A 19409-nucleotide genomic window follows, 5' to 3' on the forward strand; every position below is an offset into this window, starting at 1 on the left:
CCGATCAGGGCATAACCCGACGACCGACAACGCGGCGCCTGCCAGGCCGCTGTCGGGTTACGGCGCGCGCCGGCCTGTTCCTGCTCGGCAGGCGCCGCGCCAGCGCGCCAACCTGTTCGTTCGCGGCGACCACCGTGGCAGCGAGCCTAACCCGACCTACGACCGGCCGTGCCGATCTCCCGCCGGGGCCGTAGTCGGGTTAGCCCGACAGGGCTAACCCGACAACCGACGACGCGGCGCCTGCCAAGGCCGCTTTCTGGTTACAGCGCACGCCGGCCTGCTCGTTCGCGGCGACCGGCGCGCCCGCGCGCCCAACCCGACCTACGGGCCGTGCCGCTCGCCGCCGTTGCCCCAGGGCTTCCCCGGGGCCGAGGTGGTTACTCCGCGCTGGAGGTATTGAACTCCTGCTTGAGGGCCTGTTCGAGCTCGGCGGCCGTCATCTCCACCCGGCCCTGCCCCTCGCCGAGCCGCTCCGCCTGACGTTGGCGGCGCCGCGCACGGTGGTAGGACAAGCCGGTACCGGCCGGGATCAACCGCCCGACGATGACGTTCTCCTTCAGACCCGTGAGGCGATCGGTCGAGCCGCGCACGGCCGCCTCGGTGAGCACCCGCGTCGTCTCCTGGAACGAGGCCGCCGAGATGAAGGACTCGGTCGCGAGCGACGCCTTGGTGATGCCGAGCAGCAGCGGCTGCCACTGCGCCGGCACCTTGTCCTCGGCGACGACCCGCTCGTTCTCGACCAGCACCGCCGTGTGCTCGACCTGCTCGCCACGCAGCAGCCGCGTGTCGCCCGGGTCCGTCACCTCGACCTTGCGCAGCATCTGGCGGATGATCACCTCGATGTGCTTGTCGTTGATCTTGACACCCTGGAGACGATAGACGTCCTGGATCTCCTTGACCAGGTACTCGGCCAGTGCCCGCACGCCCTTCAGGCGCAGGATGTCCTGGGAGGCCAGTTCGCCGTCGGAGATGATCTCGCCGCGCTCGACCCGCTCGCCCTCGAAGACGTTGACGTGGCGCCACTTGGGGATCAGCTCCTCGTAGGTCTCCCCATCGTCGGTGGTGATGACCAGACGCTGCTTGCCCTTGGTGTCCTTGCCGAAGCTGACCGTACCCGAGACCTCGGCGAGGAGCGCGGACTCCTTGGGCTTGCGCGCCTCGAAGAGGTCCGCGACCCGCGGCAGACCACCGGTGATGTCGCGCGTCTTGCTCGATTCCTGCGGGATACGGGCGATGACGTCGCCGACCCCGACCTCGGCGCCGTCGCCGACGCTGACGATCGCCCCCGGGGGCAGGAAGTAACGGGCCGGCATCTCGGTGCCGGCGATGTTGAGCTCGCCCCCGTCGGCATCGACCAGCTTGACCATCGGGCGCAGGTCGCGGCCGATCGTCGGGCGCTGCTTCGGATCGATGATGACGTTCGAACTCAGGCCCGTCATCTCGTCGGTCTGCACATGGACCGTGACCCCCTCGATGAAGTCATCGAAGCGCAGCCGACCGGCCACCTCGGTGATGACCGGGTGGGTGTGCGGGTCCCAGGTCGCGACGACCTGCCCGCCCGCGACCTGATCGCCGCTGTTGACGCGCAGCGTCGCACCATAGGGTACCTTGTAGCGCTCGCGCTCCAGGCCCTTGTCGTCGGCGACGGTGAGTTCGCCCGAGCGGCTCACGGCCACCAGGTTGCCGCTGTGGTGCTGCACCGTCTTGATGTTGTGCAGACGCACGGTGCCGGCCGCCTTGATCTCGATGCTGTTGACGGCCGCCGCCCGCGAGGCCGCGCCGCCGATGTGGAAGGTGCGCATCGTCAGCTGGGTGCCCGGCTCGCCGATCGACTGGGCGGCGATGACGCCGACCGCCTCGCCGAGGTTGACCCGGTGGCCGCGCGCCAGATCGCGCCCGTAACACTGGGCGCAGACGCCGAGGCGCGACTCGCAGCTGATCGGCGAGCGCACGTAGACCTGGTCGATGCCGGCGATCTCGAGGCGCTCGACCCAGGCCTCATCGAGCAGGGTACCGGCCGGACAGACCAGCTCCCCGCTCGTCGGCTGGAAGACATCGACCGCCGCGACCCGCCCGAGGATCCGCTCGCGCAGCGGCTCGACGACGTCGCCGCCCTCGATGATCGGCATCATCAACAGGCCCTTCTCGGTGCCGCAGTCCTCCTCGAGGACGACCATGTCCTGGGCGACGTCGACCAGGCGGCGGGTCAGGTACCCCGAGTTGGCGGTCTTGAGCGCCGTATCCGCGAGGCCCTTGCGGGCGCCGTGGGTCGAGATGAAGTACTGGATGACGTTCAGACCCTCGCGGAAGTTCGCGGTGATCGGGGTCTCGATGATCGAGCCGTCGGGCTTGGCCATCAGGCCGCGCATGCCGGCGAGCTGGCGGATCTGCGCCGCCGAACCGCGCGCCCCCGAGTCGGCCATCATGTAAATGGAGTTGAACGAGTCCTGCTGGACCTCGCGCCCCTCGGCATCGCGCACCGTCTCCTTGCCGAGCTTGGCCATCATGGACTTGGCCACCTGGTCGTTGGTGTAGGACCAGATGTCGACGACCTTGTTGTAGCGCTCGCCGTTGGTGACCAGGCCCGAGGCGTACTGGTCCTCGATCTCCTTCACCTGGGTCTCGGCCGCGGCGAGGATGCGCGCCTTCTCCTCCGGCACCGCCATATCCTCCAGGCCGATCGAGACACCGGCGCGGGTCGCCATCCGGAAGCCCAGGTACATGATCTGGTCGGCGAAGACGACCGTCTCCTTCAGGCCCAGACGGCGATAGCAGGCGTTGATCAGCCGGGAGATCTGCTTCTTGCCGAGCGGCCGATCGATCAGCTCGAACGGCAGGCCATCGGGGACGATCGCGAAGACCAGCGCCCGCCCGAGGGTCGTGTCGCGCACGGCCGTATTCTCGCGCATCACGCCGTCCTCGCCCTTGACGACCTCGCGCAGGCGCACGCGGCACCGCGCATGCAGGTCCGCCTTGCCGGTCTCGTAGGCGCGGCGCGCCTCGTCGATGCCGCTGAAGACCGCCCCCTCGCCCTTGGCCCCGACCCGCTCGCGGGTCATGTAATAGAGGCCGAGGACGACGTCTTGCGACGGCACGATGATCGGCTCGCCATTGGCCGGGGAGAGGATGTTGTTCGAGGCCATCATCAGCGCCCGCGCCTCGATCTGCGCCTCCAGCGACAGGGGCACGTGCACCGCCATCTGGTCGCCGTCGAAGTCGGCGTTGAAGGCCGTACAGACGAGCGGGTGCAGCTGGATCGCCTTGCCCTCGATCAGGACCGGCTCGAAGGCCTGGATGCCGAGGCGGTGCAGCGTCGGGGCGCGGTTGAGCATGACCGGGTGCTCGCGGATGACCTCCTCGAGGATGTCCCAGACCTCGGGGGCGCCGCGCTCGACCATCTTCTTCGCCGCCTTGATCGTCGCGGCCAGGCCGCGCAGCTGGAGCTTGCTGAAGATGAAGGGCTTGAAGAGTTCGAGCGCCATGCGCTTGGGCAGCCCGCACTGGTGCAGACGCAGGGTCGGACCGACGACGATGACCGAGCGCCCCGAGTAGTCGACGCGCTTGCCGAGCAGGTTCTGGCGGAAGCGCCCCTGCTTGCCCTTGATCATGTCGGCGAGCGATTTCAGCGGCCGCTTGTTCGTCCCCGTGATCGCCCGCCCGCGCCGGCCGTTGTCGAGCAGCGCGTCGACCGACTCCTGGAGCATGCGCTTCTCGTTGCGCACGATGATGTCCGGGGCGACCAGATCGAGCAGGCGCTTCAGGCGGTTGTTGCGGTTGATGACGCGCCGATAGAGGTCGTTCAGGTCCGAGGTCGCGAAGCGCCCGCCATCGAGCGGCACCAACGGACGCAGGTCCGGGGGCAGTACCGGTAGGACGGTCAGGATCATCCACTCGGGGCGGTTGCCCGAATCGAGCAGCGACTCCATCAGCTTCAGGCGCTTGGCGAGCTTCTTGATCTTCGTCTCGGAGTTCGTCGACTCGATCTCCTCGCGCATCAGCCGAATCTCCTTCGGCATGTCGATGGTGCGCAGCAGCTCGAAGACCGCCTCGGCGCCCATGCGCGCGTCGAACTCGTCGCCGTTCTCCTCGAGGGCGTCGAGGTACTGCTCGTCACTCAGCAACTGGCCCCGCTCAAGCGGGGTCATGCCCGGGTCGACGACGACGAAGGACTCGAAATAGAGGATCCGCTCGATGTCGCGCAGCGTCATGTCGAGCAGCAGACCGATGCGCGAGGGCAGCGACTTCAGGAACCAGATGTGGGCGACCGGGCTGGCGAGCTCGATGTGCCCCATGCGCTCGCGGCGCACCTTGGCGAGCGTCACCTCCACGCCGCACTTCTCGCAGACCACACCGCGGTGCTTGAGGCGCTTGTACTTGCCGCACAGGCACTCGTAGTCGCTGATCGGGCCGAAGATCTTGGCGCAGAACAGCCCGTCGCGCTCCGGCTTGAAGGTCCGGTAGTTGATGGTCTCGGGCTTCTTGACCTCGCCGTAGGACCAGGAGCGGATCATGTCCGGCGACGCCAGACCGATCTTGATCGCATCGAACTCCGACGACTGGCCCTGCTGCCTGATGATATTCAATAGATCTTTCAAGATCTTGCCTCCTGAGTGAGCTGACCCTTCAGTGGCTGGACCGGGATCAGTCCTGCTCGAGCTCGACGTTGATGGCCAACGAGCGGATCTCCTTGACCAGCACGTTGAAGGACTCGGGCATGCCGGCCTCCATGCGGTGATCGCCGTCGACGATGTTCTTGTACATCTTGGTGCGGCCGTTCACGTCGTCGGACTTGACGGTGAGCATCTCCTGGAGCGTGTAGGCGGCGCCGTAGGCCTCCAGCGCCCAGACCTCCATCTCGCCGAAGCGCTGACCGCCGAACTGGGCCTTGCCGCCGAGCGGCTGCTGGGTCACCAGGCTGTAGGGGCCGGTAGAGCGGGCGTGCATCTTGTCGTCGACCAGGTGGTTGAGCTTGAGCATGTACATGTAGCCGACGGTCACCTCGCGCTCGAAGGGGTCGCCGGTGCGCCCGTCGTAGAGGACGGTCTGGCCGGTCTCGGAGAGATCGGCGAGGCGCAGCATGGCCTTGATCTCCTCCTCGGTGGCGCCGTCGAAGACCGGGGTGGCGAGCGGCACGCCACCGGTGAGGTGGCGCGCCAGCTCGAGGATCTCGGCGTCGCTGAAGCTCGCCAGGTCCTCGGTGCGACCGCTCGTGTTGTAGATCTGCTCGAGGAGGGCGCGCAGGTCGCCGATCGCCGCTTGGGCGCGCAGCATCCGTTCGATCTTGCGCCCGAGGCCCTTCGCGGCCCAGCCGAGATGGGTCTCGAGGACCTGGCCGACGTTCATGCGCGAGGGCACGCCGAGCGGGTTGAGGACGATGTCGACCGGCTCGCCGTCGGCCGAGAAGGGCATGTCCTCGACCGGGACGATCATCGAGATGACGCCCTTGTTGCCGTGGCGCCCGGCCATCTTGTCGCCCGGCTGGATGCGCCGCTTCACGGCGACATAGACCTTGACCATCTTGAGCACGCCGGGGGCGAGGTCGTCGCCGCTCGCGATCTTGCGCTTCTTGACCTCGTAGCGCTGGCGGAAGTCCTCGCGCACCTGCTTGATCTGGTTCGCCGCGGCCTCGAGCTGGCTCGCCGCCTCCTCGCTGTGCAGGCGGATCTCCAACCAGGCGTCCTTGCCGCCCTGCTGGGCGAGCTCGGCGAGATAGGTCTTGGTGACCTTGGCCCCGGGGCGCAGGCCGCGCGGCCCGCCGTCGGCGACCTTGTTGAGCAGCAGCCGCTCGACGCGCTGGAAGGCGTCCTTCTCCATGATGCGCTGTTGATCGGCCAGGTCCTTGCGGATCCGATCGAGTTCCATCTCGTCGATCTCCAGCGCGCGCTTGTCCTTCTCGACGCCATCGCGGGTGAAGACCTGGACGTCGACGACGGTGCCGGCCATCCCCGAGGGCAGGCGCAACGAGGTGTCCTTCACGTCCGAGGCCTTCTCGCCGAAGATCGCCCGCAGGAGCTTCTCCTCGGGGGTCAGCTGGGTCTCGCCCTTGGGCGTGACCTTGCCGACCAGGATGTCGCCGTCGCGCACCTCGGCACCGATGTAGACGATGCCGGACTCGTCGAGCTTCGACAGGGCCGCCTCGCCGACGTTCGGGATGTCGCCCGAGATCTCCTCCTGGCCGAGCTTGGTGTCGCGCGCCAGGCAGGTGAGCTCCTCGATGTGGATGCTCGTGAAGCGGTCCTCCTGCACGACCCGCTCGGAGATCAGGATCGAGTCCTCGAAGTTGTAGCCGTTCCAGGGCATGAAGGCGACGCGCAGGTTCTGCCCGAGGGCCAGCTCGCCCATGTCCGTCGACGGGCCGTCGGCCAGCACGTCGCCGCGCGCGATCAGATCCCCCGGGTTCACCAGCGGGCGCTGGTTGATGCAGGTGTTTTGGTTCGAGCGCGTGTACTTGGTCAGGTTGTAGATGTCCACGCCCGGCACGCCCGGCTCGGCCTCGTCGTCGTTGACGCGCACGACGATGCGCGCGGCGTCGACCGACTCGACCACGCCGCCGCGGCGTGCCCAGACGACGACCCCGGAGTCCTTGGCGACGACCCGTTCCATGCCGGTGCCGACCAGCGGCTTCTCGGCGCACAGCGTCGGCACGGCTTGGCGCTGCATGTTCGAGCCCATCAGCGCGCGGTTGGCGTCGTCGTGCTCGAGGAACGGGATCAGCGAGGCGGCCACCGACACGATCTGGCGCGGCGAGACGTCGATGTAGTTGACCTCCTCGGGCCCCTTCATCGTGAACTCGTTCATGTGCCGGCACGAGACCAGGGCGTCGGTCAGGCGGCCCGACTCGTCCAGGGCCGCGTTGGCCTGGGCGATGACGTAATGGCCCTCCTCGATCGCCGAGAGGTAGTCGATCTGATCGCACAGCTGGCCGTTCTCGACCTTGCGGTACGGGGTCTCGAGGAAGCCGAACCGGTTGGTGCGGGCATAGACGGCCAGCGAGTTGATCAGGCCGATGTTCGGCCCTTCCGGCGTCTCGATCGGGCAGACCCGGCCGTAGTGGGTCGGGTGCACGTCGCGCACCTCGAAGCCGGCCCGCTCCCGGGCGAGGCCGCCGGGACCGAGCGCCGACACGCGCCGCTTGTGGGTGACCTCCGAGAGCGGGTTGTTCTGGTCCATGAACTGCGAGAGCTGGCTGGAGCCGAAGAACTCCTTGATCGCCGCCGAGACCGGCTTGGCGTTGATCAGTTCCTGTGGCATCAGGCCCTCGGACTCGGCCAGCGACAGACGTTCCTTGACCGCACGCTCGACCCGGACCAGGCCGACGCGGAACTGATTCTCGGCCATCTCGCCGACGCAACGGATGCGCCGGTTGCCGAGGTGGTCGATGTCATCGACGGTGCCCCGCCCGTTGCGCAGGTCGACGAGGACCCGCATCGCATCGACGATGTCGGAGGTCTCGCCGTGTTCGCGGTAGAGGGCCTGGGCGAGCTCGTCGGACCTGTCCTTGAAGTAGCGCCCGTCGTAGAGGATGCCCGGCCCCTCCTCGGACTCCCGCCCGAGCCGCCGATTGAACTTCATGCGCCCGACCGCCGAGAGGTCGTAGCGATCGGCGGTGAAGAACAGGTTGTGGAACAGGTTCTGGGCGGCGTCCTTCGTCGGCGGCTCGCCCGGGCGCATCATCCGATAGATCTCGACCTGGGCCTCGAGCTCGTTGGTCGTCGGGTCGATGCGCAGGGTCTCGGAGATGTAGGGGCCCTGATCCAGGTCGTTGACGAAGAGGGTCTCGAGGCGCTCGACGCCCCTCACGCGCAGCGTCGCGACGAGCTCCGGGGTCAACTCGGCGTTGGCCTCGGCGAGGACCTCGCCGGTCTCGGGGTCGACCTGGGCGTGCGCCAGCACGCGCCCGACGAGGAAGTCGCTCGGCACCTCGAGCTGGTCGATGCCGGCCTTCATCAGCTCGCGGATATGGCGCTGGGTCACGCGCCGCCCGGCCTCGACCAGGACCTCATCGCCGAGTTGGATGTCGAAGCCGACCGTCTCGCCGCGCAGCCGCTCGGGCACCAGGACGAGGCGCGTCGCCTCGCCGTCGAAGAAGAAGGTGTCGGTCTGGAAGAAGCGCGCGAGGATCTCCTCGACGTCGTAGCCGAGCGCGCGCAGCAGCACCGTCGCCGGGAGCTTGCGCCGCCGGTCGATGCGCACGAAGAGGTTGTCCTTCGGGTCGAACTCGAAATCGAGCCAGGAACCGCGATAGGGGATCACGCGCGCCGAGAAGAGCAGCTTCCCGGAGGAGTGCGTCTTGCCCTTGTCGTGATCGAAGAAGACGCCGGGCGAGCGGTGCAGCTGGGAGACGATGACCCGCTCGGTACCGTTGATGATGAAGGTGCCGGTCTCGGTCATCAGGGGCAGTTCGCCCATGTAGACCTCCTGCTCCTTGATGTCCTTGACGACCTTGGAGCCGGCCGGCGCGTCCCTGTCGTAGATCACCAGGCGCAACAGCACGCGCAGCGGCGCCGCATAGGTCGCACCGCGCAGATGGCACTCGCGCACGTCGAAGACCGGCTCGCCGAGCCGATAGCTGACGTACTCCAGCACCGCATTGCCGGAATAGCTCTCGATCGGGAAGACGGTCTTGAACGCCGCGTGCAGGCCCTTGTCCTCGCGCTTCTTCACCGGCACCTCGGCCTGGAGAAAATCGCGGTACGAATCGATCTGCGTCGCAAGGAGGAAGGGGACGTCCAAGATACCGGGACGTTTGCCGAAATCTTTGCGGATGCGCTTTTTCTCGGTGAACGAATAGGCCATACTGCCATCCCTCGAAAGTGCTTGAAATGATCCGGCGACGGTGTCAACCTCAACACGGCGCCCGGTCGGATCGGCGGCGGACCGTCGCCAGACGGCCCTCGCTGCCGCTAGGGCCACGCCCGCTGCCTCCCGAGACGGCCCCGGAGACGGGCTTGCCTACTCCTACCTACTCCGACACAAACGGCAAAAGGCCGGCGGCAGACGCCGCCAGCCAGTGCGCAACGCTAACAGCAAGTCGACGATGCAAGGCCGTCGTTACTTGATCTCCACGGCAGCGCCAGCCTCTTCGAGCTGCTTCTTCGCGTCTTCGGCGTCGGCCTTGGACACGCCTTCCTTCAGCACGGTCGGGACACCTTCGACGGCGTCCTTGGCCTCCTTCAGGCCCAGGCCGGTCAGGGCGCGCACGGTCTTGATGACCCCGACCTTGTTCGAGCCGAACGAGGTTAGGACAACATTGAACTCGGTTTGCTCCTCGGCCGCCGGCGCGTCGGCCCCGGCCGCACCGGCCGGCGCGGCCGCCACGGCCGCGGCGGCGGTGACGCCGAACTTCTCTTCCATCGCGCTGATGAGGTCGACGACCTCCATCACGGTCATGTTGGCAATCGCTTCGAGGATTTCGTCTTTCGAGACGGCCATTGATATCTCCAAGATTTCTAAGGATGTTGGGTCGGATTCCGAGCCGCGCGGCTAGGCGGCCTCTTTCGCGTCGCGGACCGCGGCGAGGGTGCGGACCAGCTTGCCCGGGACCTCGTTGATGGTCGCCGCGAGCTTCTGCACCGGCGCCTTCATCACCGCCATCAGCTGACTGACCGCCTCATCGTAGGTCGGCATCTTGGCCAGCTTGCCCAGCTCGCTCGGTGCCAGGAGCTTCCCGCCGATGGCGATCAGCTTGACCTCGAACTTGTCGTTCGCCTTCGCGAAGGCCTCCAGGACACGGGCGGCCGAGCCCGGATCCTGCTGCGAGAAGGCCAGGACCAGGGGCCCCTTCAAGCCGTCCCGCATGCAGGCGAAGTCCGTATCGGCCAATGCCCGCTGTGCCAGGGTGTTCTTCACGACCCGAACATAGACACCGGCCTTGCGCGCCTCGACGCGCAGGTTGGTCATCTGTCCGACGCTCAGACCCCGATACTCGGCACCGATGGCCGAGTAGGCACTTTTCGCAACCTCCGCGACCTCGGCGACGATGGCCTCTTTCTGCGCAAGATTCAGCGCCACAGTCGTCACCTCCTGATTACGGTTCCCGTGGGCGCGCGGCCCGCGGGTCCTTCCCGCCGCGGCCACGGATGGCGCAGCGGCGGACAACGATCGTGCACCGTCATCAGGGTCACCCTGAATCGGGAGCACCGTCTGCGCAGGCCCTCACGGCTTAAGCCCGGCACACGCACCCGAGCGGATGCAATGCCGTGCACCTGCGGTCTTTGACGGCCTCCGGCCTCGCGACCGGCGCCCCAAAGCCTCGAAATCGGCCCGACGGCCATGCCGCCGAGCCCGAAAGAATCTCTCCCGGGCGCCCCGCGACATGCGCGGTGACAGAACGGGAGCAAGAGGGGCCGCACCCGGCCTAGGGTGTCGGGCGATGCCGACACCGCCAACCGAGTCGCACGCGGCCCCGTGCTGCGTCGCTCAGGTGTTCAGCGCGCCGTGATCGACGGTCAGGCCCGGACCCATCGTCGTCGACACGGTCACCTTGCGCATGTAGATGCCCTTCGAGGTGCTCGGCTTCGCCTTCATCAGGCTGACCAGCAGGGCCTCGAGGTTCTCGCGCAGACGCACGGGCTCGAAATCGACCTTGCCGAGCGGGCAATGGATGATGCCCGCCTTGTCGGTGCGGTAGCGCACCTGACCCGCCTTGGCGTTGTTGACCGCCTCGACCACGTTCGGCGTGACCGTCCCGACCTTCGGGTTCGGCATCAGGCCACGCGGGCCGAGCAACTTGCCCAACTGACCGACGACCCGCATCGCATCGGGGGAGGCGATGACGACGTCGTAGCCGAGCGCGCCGCCCTTCATCTCCTCGGCGAGGTCCTCCATGCCGACGCGGTCGGCCCCGGCGGCGAGCGCCGCCTCGGCATTCGCGCCCTGCGTGAAGACCGCGACGCGGACCTGCTTGCCGATGCCGTGCGGCAGCACGGTCGAGCCGCGCACCACCTGGTCGGACTTGCGTGGGTCGACACCGAGATTCACCGACACGTCGACACTCTCGGCGAACTTGACGCTCGAGAGCTCCTTGAGGAGCGCGAAGGCCTCCTCCGCCGGATAGAGCCGGCCGCGCTCGACCCGCTCCTGGATCGCCCGGATACGCTTCGACAGCTTCGCCATCACTCGCCCCCCTCGACAACCAGACCCATCGCCCGCGCGCTGCCGGCGATCGTGCGCACCGCGGCGTCGAGATCCGCCGCGGTCAGATCGGGCATCTTGATCTGCGCGATCTCTTCCAATTGCGCCCGCGTCACCGTGCCGACCTTGTTGAGGTTCGGTGTCGGGCTGCCCTTGGCGACGCCCGTGACCTTCTTCAACAGGATCGACGCCGGCGGGGTCTTGGTGATGAAGGTGAAGCTGCGATCGGAATAGACGGTGATGACGACCGGCGTCGGCATCCCCTTCTCCAGATTCTGCGTCTTGGCGTTGAACGCCTTGCAGAACTCCATGATGTTGACGCCGTGCTGACCGAGCGCCGGACCGACGGGCGGGCTCGGCGTGGCCTCGCCGGCCTTCACCTGCAGCTTGATATAAGCCGTGATCTTCTTTGCCATCAGACAACTCCGTGGGTTCAAGCGCCGGACACGGGTCCGGCTCCCCTCTCGCGCCGACGACCGGCGGAGATACCTCGTCGAGAAACGACCGGGAAAATCAGACTATCGCCGAGCCGCCCCTCACGGAGGGAACCGACTCGCTCGGCGTATGACACCCGTCTCGGAAATGCTTGGGGACTCTATCCTGGTCTCGGGCCACCTCGGACCCAGAAGGCGCTTGCCTTATCCCTTTTCGACCTGACCGAACTCCAGATCGACCGGTGTCGCGCGCCCGAAGATCAGGACCGAGACCTTCACGCGGCTCTTCTCGTAGTCGACATCTTCGACGACGCCGTTGAAGTCGGTAAAGGGACCGTCGATGACCCGCACCACCTCGCCGGGCTCGTAGAGCACCTTGGGCCGCGGCTTCTCGACGCCCTCCTGGACGCGCTGCAGGATGGCCTCCGCCTGCTTCTCCGGGATCGGCGCCGGCCGATCGCCGGTCCCGCCGATGAAGCCCATGACCTTGGGCACGCTCTTGACGAGGTGCCAGGTGTCGTCGGTGAGCTCCATGTTGACGAGGACGTAGCCTGGGAAGAATTTGCGCTCGCTCTTGCGCTGCTGACCCGCGCGCATCTCCACGACCTCTTCGGTCGGGACGAGGATCGGGCCGAACAGATCCTCCATGCCGGCCCGACGGACCCGCTCCTCGAGCGAGCGCTTGACCTGGGATTCGAAACCGGAATAGGCGTGAATGACGTACCAGCGCTTGCTCACGTCAGCCCCCACGGCCGACCAGGAAGCGCACGAGGGCCATCAGGACGGAATCGAACAGCCACAGGATGATACCGAGGACCAGGACCATCGCCATGACGACGAGCGTCGTCTGGATCGTCTCCTGCCGGGTCGGCCAGACGACCTTGCGGACCTCGGTACGGGAATCGCCGATGAACTGCCACAACCGCCGACCTTGCGCCGTGCGCAGCGCGATGACCGCGGCGCCGCCGCCGATCACGAGCAGGCCGATGACGCGCAACAGGGTCGAATAGTCGGCGAAGAAGTAGAAGGCAAAGATACCCCCTGCCAGCAACGCCCCCGCGACCGCCAGCTTGATCGTATCCAGGCGGCCGCCCGAAGCTTCAGCACGTGCATTCATCGTGAAATCGTCTTCGCCGGGGTGGCATTGATGTGTTTGGCAGGCCAGGAGGGACTCGAACCCCCAACCTGCGGTTTTGGAGACCGCTGCTCTGCCAATTGAGCTACTGGCCTAAAAACTTGCTTGCAACGCCGCCGGGCGCAGCCGCGCCGACGGCGTCTATCGAACGGGACTACTCGATGACCTTGGAGACGACGCCGGCGCCGACGGTACGGCCACCCTCGCGCACCGCGAAGCGCAGGCCCTCTTCCATCGCGATCGGCGCAATCAGCTTCACCGTCATGCGCACGTTGTCCCCAGGCATCACCATCTCCACGCCCTCGGGCAGCTCGCAGGCACCCGTCACGTCCGTCGTGCGGAAGTAGAACTGCGGCCGATACCCGTTGAAGAACGGCGTGTGACGCCCGCCCTCTTCCTTGCTCAGCACGTACACCTCGGCCTCGAAGTGCGTGTGCGGCGTGATCGTCCCAGGCTTCGCCAGCACCTGACCACGCTCCACGTCGTCGCGCTTCGTGCCGCGCAGCAGCACACCGATGTTGTCCCCCGCCTGCCCCTGATCGAGCAGCTTGCGGAACATCTCCACGCCCGTGCAGGTCGTCTTCGTGGTGTCGCGGATCCCGACGATCGCCACCTCTTCACCGACCTTCACCACGCCACGCTCGACACGACCCGTCACCACCGTGCCGCGACCCGAGATCGAGAAGACGTCCTCGATCGGCATCAGGAACGCACCGTCGATCGCACGCTCCGGCTCCGGAATGTAGCTGTCGAGCGCCTCCATCAGCTTGTCGATCGCCGCACCGCCGATCTCGCTCTCGTCTCCCTCCAGCGCCTTGAGCGCCGAGCCCGTGATGATCGGCGTGTCGTCGCCAGGGAAGCCGTAGCTGTCGAGCAGCTCGCGCACCTCCATCTCCACCAGCTCCAGCAGCTCCGGGTCGTCCACCATGTCCGCCTTGTTCAAGAACACGACGATGTAGGGCACGCCCACCTGCCGCGCCAGCAGGATGTGCTCGCGCGTCTGCGGCATCGGACCATCGGCCGCCGACACCACCAGGATCGCACCGTCCATCTGCGCCGCACCCGTGATCATGTTCTTCACGTAGTCGGCGTGACCAGGGCAGTCCACGTGCGCGTAGTGACGCTTGTCGCTCTCGTATTCCACGTGCGCCGTCGCGATCGTGATACCACGCTCGCGCTCCTCCGGCGCATTGTCGATCTGGTCGTACGCCCGCGCCTCGCCACCGAACTTCTTCGCCTGGTGCAGCGTGATCGCCGCCGTCAGCGTCGTCTTGCCATGGTCAACGTGCCCAATCGTCCCAACATTGACGTGCGGCTTCTTTCTCTCGAATTTTCCTTTGGACATGACAAGACCTCCGCAAGATGACGATCAACCCGTGTGCGCGAGCGCGATCCGCTTGATGTTTGGAGCCCATGATCGGAATTGAACCGATGACCTCACCCTTACCAAGGGTGTGCTCTACCAACTGAGCTACATGGGCGAAGCATGCCGACAACCCGATGGAGCGGGTGATGGGAATCGAACCCACACCATCAGCTTGGAAGGCTGAGGTTCTACCATTGAACTACACCCGCCTGGACCCGCTTTTCGACGTCCTGGAATTTGGTGGAGGGGGGAGGATTCGAACCTCCGAAGGCTGAGCCGTCAGATTTACAGTCTGATCCCTTTGACCGCTCGGGAACCCCTCCAAGCAGAGCGCGGTAGTCTAGACGGGACGCCCCCGCACGTCAACGCCGATTTTTTCCGATCCCATACAGGCGCCACACATCGGCCAGACCGCACCCGCTGGGCGCCACCTCCGGGTCCGGTCGAGCCGCCGGCGTCTCGCTTCAGAAATGCCGAGGCCGGTCTGTCATGCCACCCCAGGATCCGAGCGCCGCAGGAGCCCACTGGCGGGCGACCAAGTCGCGCGCACATCGCCTGCCAGCGGGCTCCTACCACGCGAGGGTTGCGGACCGCAGCGTGCGGCCTCGGAAATTTGGCGGCCTTGCACTAGTATGCACGACCGATGGGGGATCCGTCCGCCCCGGGGCCGTCACGGATCCGACACGCACGCCCACGACCGTGGCCCGGCGACGCGGACGTAGCCCTCGCCCCGGCCGCCGCACGCGGGTCGTAGCAGCCGGCTCGATTGGGTACCTTTACGCGGATCTGCGCGATGCGCCACGGCGGGCGAGGGTCCCGCCGCGGCGAGGCGTATCTACTGGCGCTCGGAGAACGGAATGAAGATCACGATTTTTGGTAGCGGCTATGTCGGCCTCGTGACCGGGGCCTGCCTGGCCGAGGTCGGCAACCAGGTCCTCTGCGTGGACGTCGATCCGGAGAAGGTCGCCCTCCTCGAGGGCGGCGGCGTGCCCATCTACGAGCCGGGCCTCGAGGAACTGCTGAAGTCGAACCGCGAGGCAGGACGGATCGCCTTCACCACGGATGCGGCCGCTGGTGTGAAGCACGGGCTGTTCCAGTTCATCGCCGTCGGCACCCCACCGGACGAAGACGGCTCGGCCGACCTCAAACACGTGCTCGCCGTCGCCAAGACGATCGGCGAGCAGATGGACGAGTACCGCATCATCGTCGACAAGTCGACGGTACCGGTCGGCACCGCCGACCGCGTCGCCGAGCAGGTCCGCGCGAGCCTCGCCGGGCGCGGCGTCGAGGTCGAGTTCGATGTCGTCTCGAATCCGGAATTCCTCAAGGAGGGGGCCGCGATCGAGGACTTCATGCGCCCCGACCGCATCGTCGTCGGCACCGACAACCCCCGCACCGGCGAGTTGCTGCGCGCCCTCTACGCCCCATTCAACCGCAGCCACGACCGGCTGATGCTGATGGACGTGCGCTCGGCGGAGCTGACCAAGTACGCCGCCAACGCCCTGCTGGCGACCAAGATCAGCTTCATGAACGAGCTGTCGAACATCGCCGAGGCGCTCGGCGCCGACATCGAACGCGTGCGCGTGGGTATCGGCTCGGACCCGCGCATCGGCTACCAGTTCATCTACCCGGGCTGCGGCTACGGCGGCTCGTGCTTCCCGAAGGACGTGCGCGCCCTCGCCCATTCGGCGCGCGCGATCGGGTGCGACGCCGAACTGCTCAACGCCGTCGAGGCCGTCAACGAGCGCCAGAAGGGGGTCCTCTTCAAGAAGCTCGATGCCTACTTCGAGGGCCAGCTCGCCGGGCGCACGGTCGCGCTCTGGGGCCTGTCCTTCAAGCCCAACACGGATGACATGCGCGAGGCCTCCAGCCGGCGGCTGATGGAGGCCCTGTGGCAGGCCGGCGCCCGGGTGCAGGCCTTCGATCCGGTCGCGATGGACGAGGCGCGCCGTCTCTATGGCGAGCGCCCCGACCTGACGCTGACCGACGACGCGATGGCCGCGGTCGAGGGGGCCGACGCCCTCGTGATCGTGACCGAATGGACCCAGTTCCGCAGCCCGGACTTCGCCGAGCTCCGGCGGCTCCTGAAGGAGCCGGTCCTCTTCGACGGGCGCAACGTCCTCGACTCCAAGCAGGCGGTGGCCGCCGGCCTGACCTACTTCTCGATCGGGCGCGCGCCGCGCACCCCGAGCTGACGCGGTTCCCGCGGCCAGGGGTCGCGACCCCTGGCCGCGGCCGGTCAGAAACGGTGGGTCCAGCTGAGCTCGATGTCGCGCTGCTCCATGAAGACGCTGCCGGTCTGACTGCCGGTGATCCGCGGGTTCTGCCCCTCGAGCTCCTCCTCGGGCATGTAGGCGAAGGAGAAATTGAACTCGTCCTTGGCGCTGTGACGATAGGTCGCCCCCAGCGTGAAGTGCCAACGGATGGTCGCCGGCGCGAGCACGTTGAACAACGCCTGCCCGCTCGGAGCGAACTCGCTCGCATAGCTGACGCCGCCGCGGAAGGTCCAGGCGGCATCGTAATCCCAGCTCGCGCCCAACTTGAAGACGTCCATGTCCTCCCAGCCGAAGCCCAGCCCCGCCTGGCCGCCGAGACAGATGTCGGACTTGGCCCAGGGGATGAAGCAGGACTGGATCGCGATATCGTTCGGATTGGCGATGGCCTTGATGTCGCTGTAGAAGATGCGCTGATAGTCGAAGGCGAGGGTCAGGGTCGGCGTGGCCTCGAAGGCGAGGCCCAGATTGAGCATCGCTGGGACGTCGAAGTCGCCCCCGTCGGCGAACAGCCCCTTGTACTCGTCGAACTCGGTCATCCACAGCCGGCTGCGATAGGAGGCGCCGAGGGAGAGTCGATCGGTCGGCCGGCCGAGCCAACCGATGTGTATGCCGCCCCCGTAGGACCAGTCGTGGCCGTTGTTGGTGACGCTGTCGGGGTGCAGCGAGGCCGCCCGGAAGGGCTCCAGGCCATTGGCCTCGAAGCGTTGCACGGCGAACACGGGCGCGATGCCGATCGCATGCCGCGCGTTGAGCTTGTAGCTGAAGGGGACCTCGACGAAGAGCTGCTCGAGGTTCACGCCGGTCGGCGTCGTCGCGGTCAGGGTGCCCTTCGGATCGATCGGCAACGTGAAGTTCTCCCAGACCGGCCGGTCCTCGTACTCGGTGTTCATGCCGCCGTTGGCGAAGACGGCGATGCCGAGCGTCATCCGCTCGTTCAGCACCCGGTTGTAGCCGAAGCTCGGGATCACGAACCAATCGAGGCTGCTCGTGTAGGTCCCCGGGGTCACCGAGGAGAGCAGCGGATTGCCCGAGACGAAATCGTCGTTGGCCGTGTAGCCGCGGTCGCTCGGGCTGAAGAAGGAGACCCCGAGATCCAGGCCATCGCCAACGAAGGCCATGCCGGCCGGGTTGACGGCGGTCGCCAGGGTGTCCTGAGGCAGGGCCGTCGCGACACCGGCCATCGCCTTCGACTTGGTGCCCCAACCGTGGGAGAAATAGCCGTTGGTCGCCTCCGCCGCCCCGGGGGCCGCCGCCACCGCTGAGGCCACGACCAGCGCCCGCCGCATCGTTGAATTCATCACCGCGTCCCCCATTGGTTAGTGGTAAGTCGGATGTCTCTGGCGGACCCTTCTGGTGGCGATGGTGTCCCACCGTCTACGGACTGTCAAACCGTTCTATTTCGGGGGATTCCGCCGGCCACCCGAACAGGCCTCGGACGCTGGCACGGGTCGATGCGCCCGTCGCCGCTCGCAGATCGGCGCCGAAAAGAGACCGACGAGGACGCTGAACTTTTCCGTACGGCAACGCTCTGAGTAGTTGACGGTTGCCGATGTGGGGTCGCGCATTCTCCCCCTCCCTGCGCGGCCCCCGTTTCCCGGCCGCCCCAGCCGGGGAATGCCTTGCCCCGTTGCCCTTCCCCAGGCAACGGGGTTTCTTTTTTTGCCCTCCCTGAAGGGAACCTTGAAAAATTGCCATCCGGGCAATTTTCAACGTGCCCTGAATCGAGCGCTGCAGTCGAAACCACGAAATGCCCGAGACACGCGAAAGGGGCTGCCCGACCGGGCGTGCGCGCTCGATCTTTCGGGTTACGGCCGTCATCGATCACCAGACCGAGCGGCTGGCCGAAGGCCCTGCGCCTCGAACAGGATGTCCACGGGGCCGAGTGGCGCGCCTGTCGCGTGTCTCGCTGGTTCTCACCGTCCCGAGCGACCCCGGTCGCATCCAACGCACACTGTGGGAGGGCTGCACCTTCTTTGATGGACCTCGAGCGAGCGGGCAGCGCCCCACCGGCCATCGGCTTGACAGGGACCCGGGCCCCTCGCGAGGATCGCGCGCTTGGCCCCTCCCCGCTCGGCCCCGCCAGGAACGCACCCCTTGCTCGCCATCGTCTCCATCACCTCACCGATCTTCCTGCTGATCATCCTCGGTTTCACCGCGGTGCGGACGGGCTGGATCCCGCGCGAGGGACTCACCGCCATGGCGCGCTACGTCCTCTTCTTCGCACTGCCGGCGCTGCTCTTCAATGCGCTGGCCAAGCAGCCGCTCGAGGCCCTCATCGTCCCCGGCTTCCTGCTCGTCTATGTCGGCGGCTCGCTGCTCGCCTTCGCGGTCGGCATCGCCGCAGCCGCCGCCCTGCGCCGCACCAGCCCCCTCGACAATGCCTTCTTCGGCCTGGGCATCTCGATGTCGAACAGCGGCTACATCGGCTATGCCCTGATCTCGCAGATCCTCGGCAGCCAGGCGCTCGGGGCCGTGGCCATGGCGATCATGACCGAGGTGCTGGTGATCCTGCCGCTGACCCTGATCCTGGCCGAACTCCATCGCCACCGCGGCGACCACGGACTGGGCGAGACGCTCGGCAAGGTCAGCCTTTTGGTCGTCAAGAACCCGATCCTCTGGGGCATCGCCGCGGGACTGGTCTGCTCTGGCCTCAGCGTGCAGCTGCCGGCCTTGGTCGCCCGCACGATCGACCTGCTGGCCGGGTCCGCCGCTGCGGTGGCCCTCTTCGCGATCGGCGGGACGCTCGCCGGACAGCGGATCCGCGAAGGGCTCGGCGAGGCCGCGACGATCGCCGCCGGCAAGCTGCTCATCCACCCGGCGGCGGTCCTCCTGATGCTGACCCTGGCCCCGGCCTTGGATCCGACCCTCAGCGCCGCAGCCCTGATCCTCGCCGGGCTGCCGATGGTCACCATCTTCCCGCTGCTCGCCTACCGCTACGGCCACGGCGAGCGGGCCGCAGCGGCCCTGCTGGTCACGACCGCGCTGTCGTTCGTCACGCTGAACTTCGGCCTCTGGGCCTTCGGGGTCGCGCCGCCGGGGTAGCACCGGGGCAGGATCGGCCCCCG

General features: G+C 67.1%; 12 protein-coding genes and 4 tRNA genes. 2 read left to right on the forward strand and 14 right to left on the reverse strand.

Annotation, left to right across the window (positions count from 1 at the left end; translation table 11 throughout):
* Window positions 1-377: 377 nt before the first annotated feature.
* From rpoC to CKO41_RS04425, 13 genes are all read right to left on the reverse strand, one after another.
* Window positions 378-4595: a DNA-directed RNA polymerase subunit beta' gene (rpoC, locus tag CKO41_RS04365; RefSeq protein ID WP_200253130.1), complete on the reverse strand. Its 4218-nt coding sequence runs from the start codon at window positions 4593-4595 to the stop codon at window positions 378-380.
* Window positions 4596-4641: 46 nt separating this feature from the next.
* Window positions 4642-8796 (reverse strand): DNA-directed RNA polymerase subunit beta, encoded by a 4155-nt coding sequence (gene rpoB, locus CKO41_RS04370; RefSeq protein ID WP_200253128.1) that lies wholly within the window; start codon window positions 8794-8796, stop codon window positions 4642-4644.
* 255 nt (window positions 8797-9051) lie between these two features.
* Window positions 9052-9432: a 50S ribosomal protein L7/L12 gene (gene rplL / locus CKO41_RS04375; protein WP_200253126.1), complete on the reverse strand. Its 381-nt coding sequence runs from the start codon at window positions 9430-9432 to the stop codon at window positions 9052-9054.
* A gap of 51 nt (window positions 9433-9483) precedes the next feature.
* On the reverse strand, window positions 9484-10011 hold the full coding sequence (gene rplJ / locus CKO41_RS04380) for a 50S ribosomal protein L10 (protein ID WP_200253124.1): 528 nt from the start codon (window positions 10009-10011) through the stop codon (window positions 9484-9486).
* Between the two features lie 408 nt (window positions 10012-10419).
* Window positions 10420-11115, reverse strand: coding sequence for a 50S ribosomal protein L1 (gene rplA / locus CKO41_RS04385; protein ID WP_200381362.1), 696 nt, complete (start codon window positions 11113-11115; stop codon window positions 10420-10422).
* The gene (rplK, locus tag CKO41_RS04390; protein ID WP_200253120.1) at window positions 11115-11549 is read right to left on the reverse strand and encodes a 50S ribosomal protein L11; all 435 of its coding nucleotides are present in this window, start codon (window positions 11547-11549) and stop codon (window positions 11115-11117) included. Before rplK ends, rplA begins: the two co-directional genes overlap by 1 nt.
* A gap of 222 nt (window positions 11550-11771) precedes the next feature.
* On the reverse strand, window positions 11772-12305 hold the full coding sequence (gene nusG, locus CKO41_RS04395; protein WP_200253119.1) for a transcription termination/antitermination protein NusG: 534 nt from the start codon (window positions 12303-12305) through the stop codon (window positions 11772-11774).
* 1 nt (window position 12306) lies between these two features.
* Window positions 12307-12684 (reverse strand): preprotein translocase subunit SecE, encoded by a 378-nt coding sequence (gene secE / locus CKO41_RS04400; RefSeq protein WP_200253117.1) that lies wholly within the window; start codon window positions 12682-12684, stop codon window positions 12307-12309.
* 37 nt (window positions 12685-12721) lie between these two features.
* Window positions 12722-12797: transfer RNA gene (locus CKO41_RS04405), tRNA-Trp, on the reverse strand.
* A 59-nt stretch (window positions 12798-12856) separates the two neighbouring features.
* A complete protein-coding gene (gene tuf, locus CKO41_RS04410; protein ID WP_200255275.1) occupies window positions 12857-14047 on the reverse strand; it encodes an elongation factor Tu in 1191 nt (396 codons plus the stop codon).
* Between the two features lie 60 nt (window positions 14048-14107).
* A tRNA-Thr gene (locus CKO41_RS04415) sits at window positions 14108-14183 on the reverse strand.
* A 20-nt stretch (window positions 14184-14203) separates the two neighbouring features.
* Window positions 14204-14277 (reverse strand) — tRNA-Gly (locus tag CKO41_RS04420).
* Window positions 14278-14306: 29 nt separating this feature from the next.
* Window positions 14307-14391 (reverse strand) — tRNA-Tyr (locus CKO41_RS04425).
* A gap of 534 nt (window positions 14392-14925) precedes the next feature.
* Between CKO41_RS04425 and CKO41_RS04430 the strand changes: the two genes are divergently transcribed.
* Window positions 14926-16263, forward strand: coding sequence for a UDP-glucose dehydrogenase family protein (locus CKO41_RS04430; RefSeq protein ID WP_200255277.1), 1338 nt, complete (start codon window positions 14926-14928; stop codon window positions 16261-16263).
* 44 nt (window positions 16264-16307) lie between these two features.
* On the opposite strand, the gene CKO41_RS04435 is transcribed toward CKO41_RS04430, so the two are convergent.
* A complete protein-coding gene (locus CKO41_RS04435; RefSeq protein WP_200255279.1) occupies window positions 16308-17642 on the reverse strand; it encodes an OmpP1/FadL family transporter in 1335 nt (444 codons plus the stop codon).
* 796 nt (window positions 17643-18438) lie between these two features.
* Here CKO41_RS04435 and CKO41_RS04440 point away from each other — a divergent pair.
* A complete protein-coding gene (locus CKO41_RS04440) occupies window positions 18439-19386 on the forward strand; it encodes an AEC family transporter (RefSeq protein ID WP_200381363.1) in 948 nt (315 codons plus the stop codon).
* Window positions 19387-19409 lie beyond the last annotated feature (23 nt).

Origin of the sequence: Thiococcus pfennigii, assembly GCF_016583835.1 — a bacterium.
Taxonomy (GTDB): Bacteria; Pseudomonadota; Gammaproteobacteria; order Chromatiales; family Chromatiaceae; genus Thiococcus; species Thiococcus pfennigii.

What these genes read in the sequence shown, in the direction of transcription:
- rpoB (WP_200253128.1), bottom strand. Translation starts at nt 8,796, where the DNA reads ATGGCCTATTCGTTCACCGAGAAAAAGCGCATCCGCAAAGATTTCGGC.
- rplL (WP_200253126.1), bottom strand. Translation starts at nt 9,432, where the DNA reads ATGGCCGTCTCGAAAGACGAAATCCTCGAAGCGATTGCCAACATGACC.
- rplA (WP_200381362.1), bottom strand. Translation starts at nt 11,115, where the DNA reads ATGGCGAAGCTGTCGAAGCGTATCCGGGCGATCCAGGAGCGGGTCGAG.
- rplK (WP_200253120.1), bottom strand. Translation starts at nt 11,549, where the DNA reads ATGGCAAAGAAGATCACGGCTTATATCAAGCTGCAGGTGAAGGCCGGC.
- secE (WP_200253117.1), bottom strand. Translation starts at nt 12,684, where the DNA reads ATGAATGCACGTGCTGAAGCTTCGGGCGGCCGCCTGGATACGATCAAG.
- tuf (WP_200255275.1), bottom strand. Translation starts at nt 14,047, where the DNA reads ATGTCCAAAGGAAAATTCGAGAGAAAGAAGCCGCACGTCAATGTTGGG.
- CKO41_RS04430 (WP_200255277.1), top strand. Translation starts at nt 14,926, where the DNA reads ATGAAGATCACGATTTTTGGTAGCGGCTATGTCGGCCTCGTGACCGGG.
- CKO41_RS04435 (WP_200255279.1), bottom strand. Translation starts at nt 17,642, where the DNA reads ATGAATTCAACGATGCGGCGGGCGCTGGTCGTGGCCTCAGCGGTGGCG.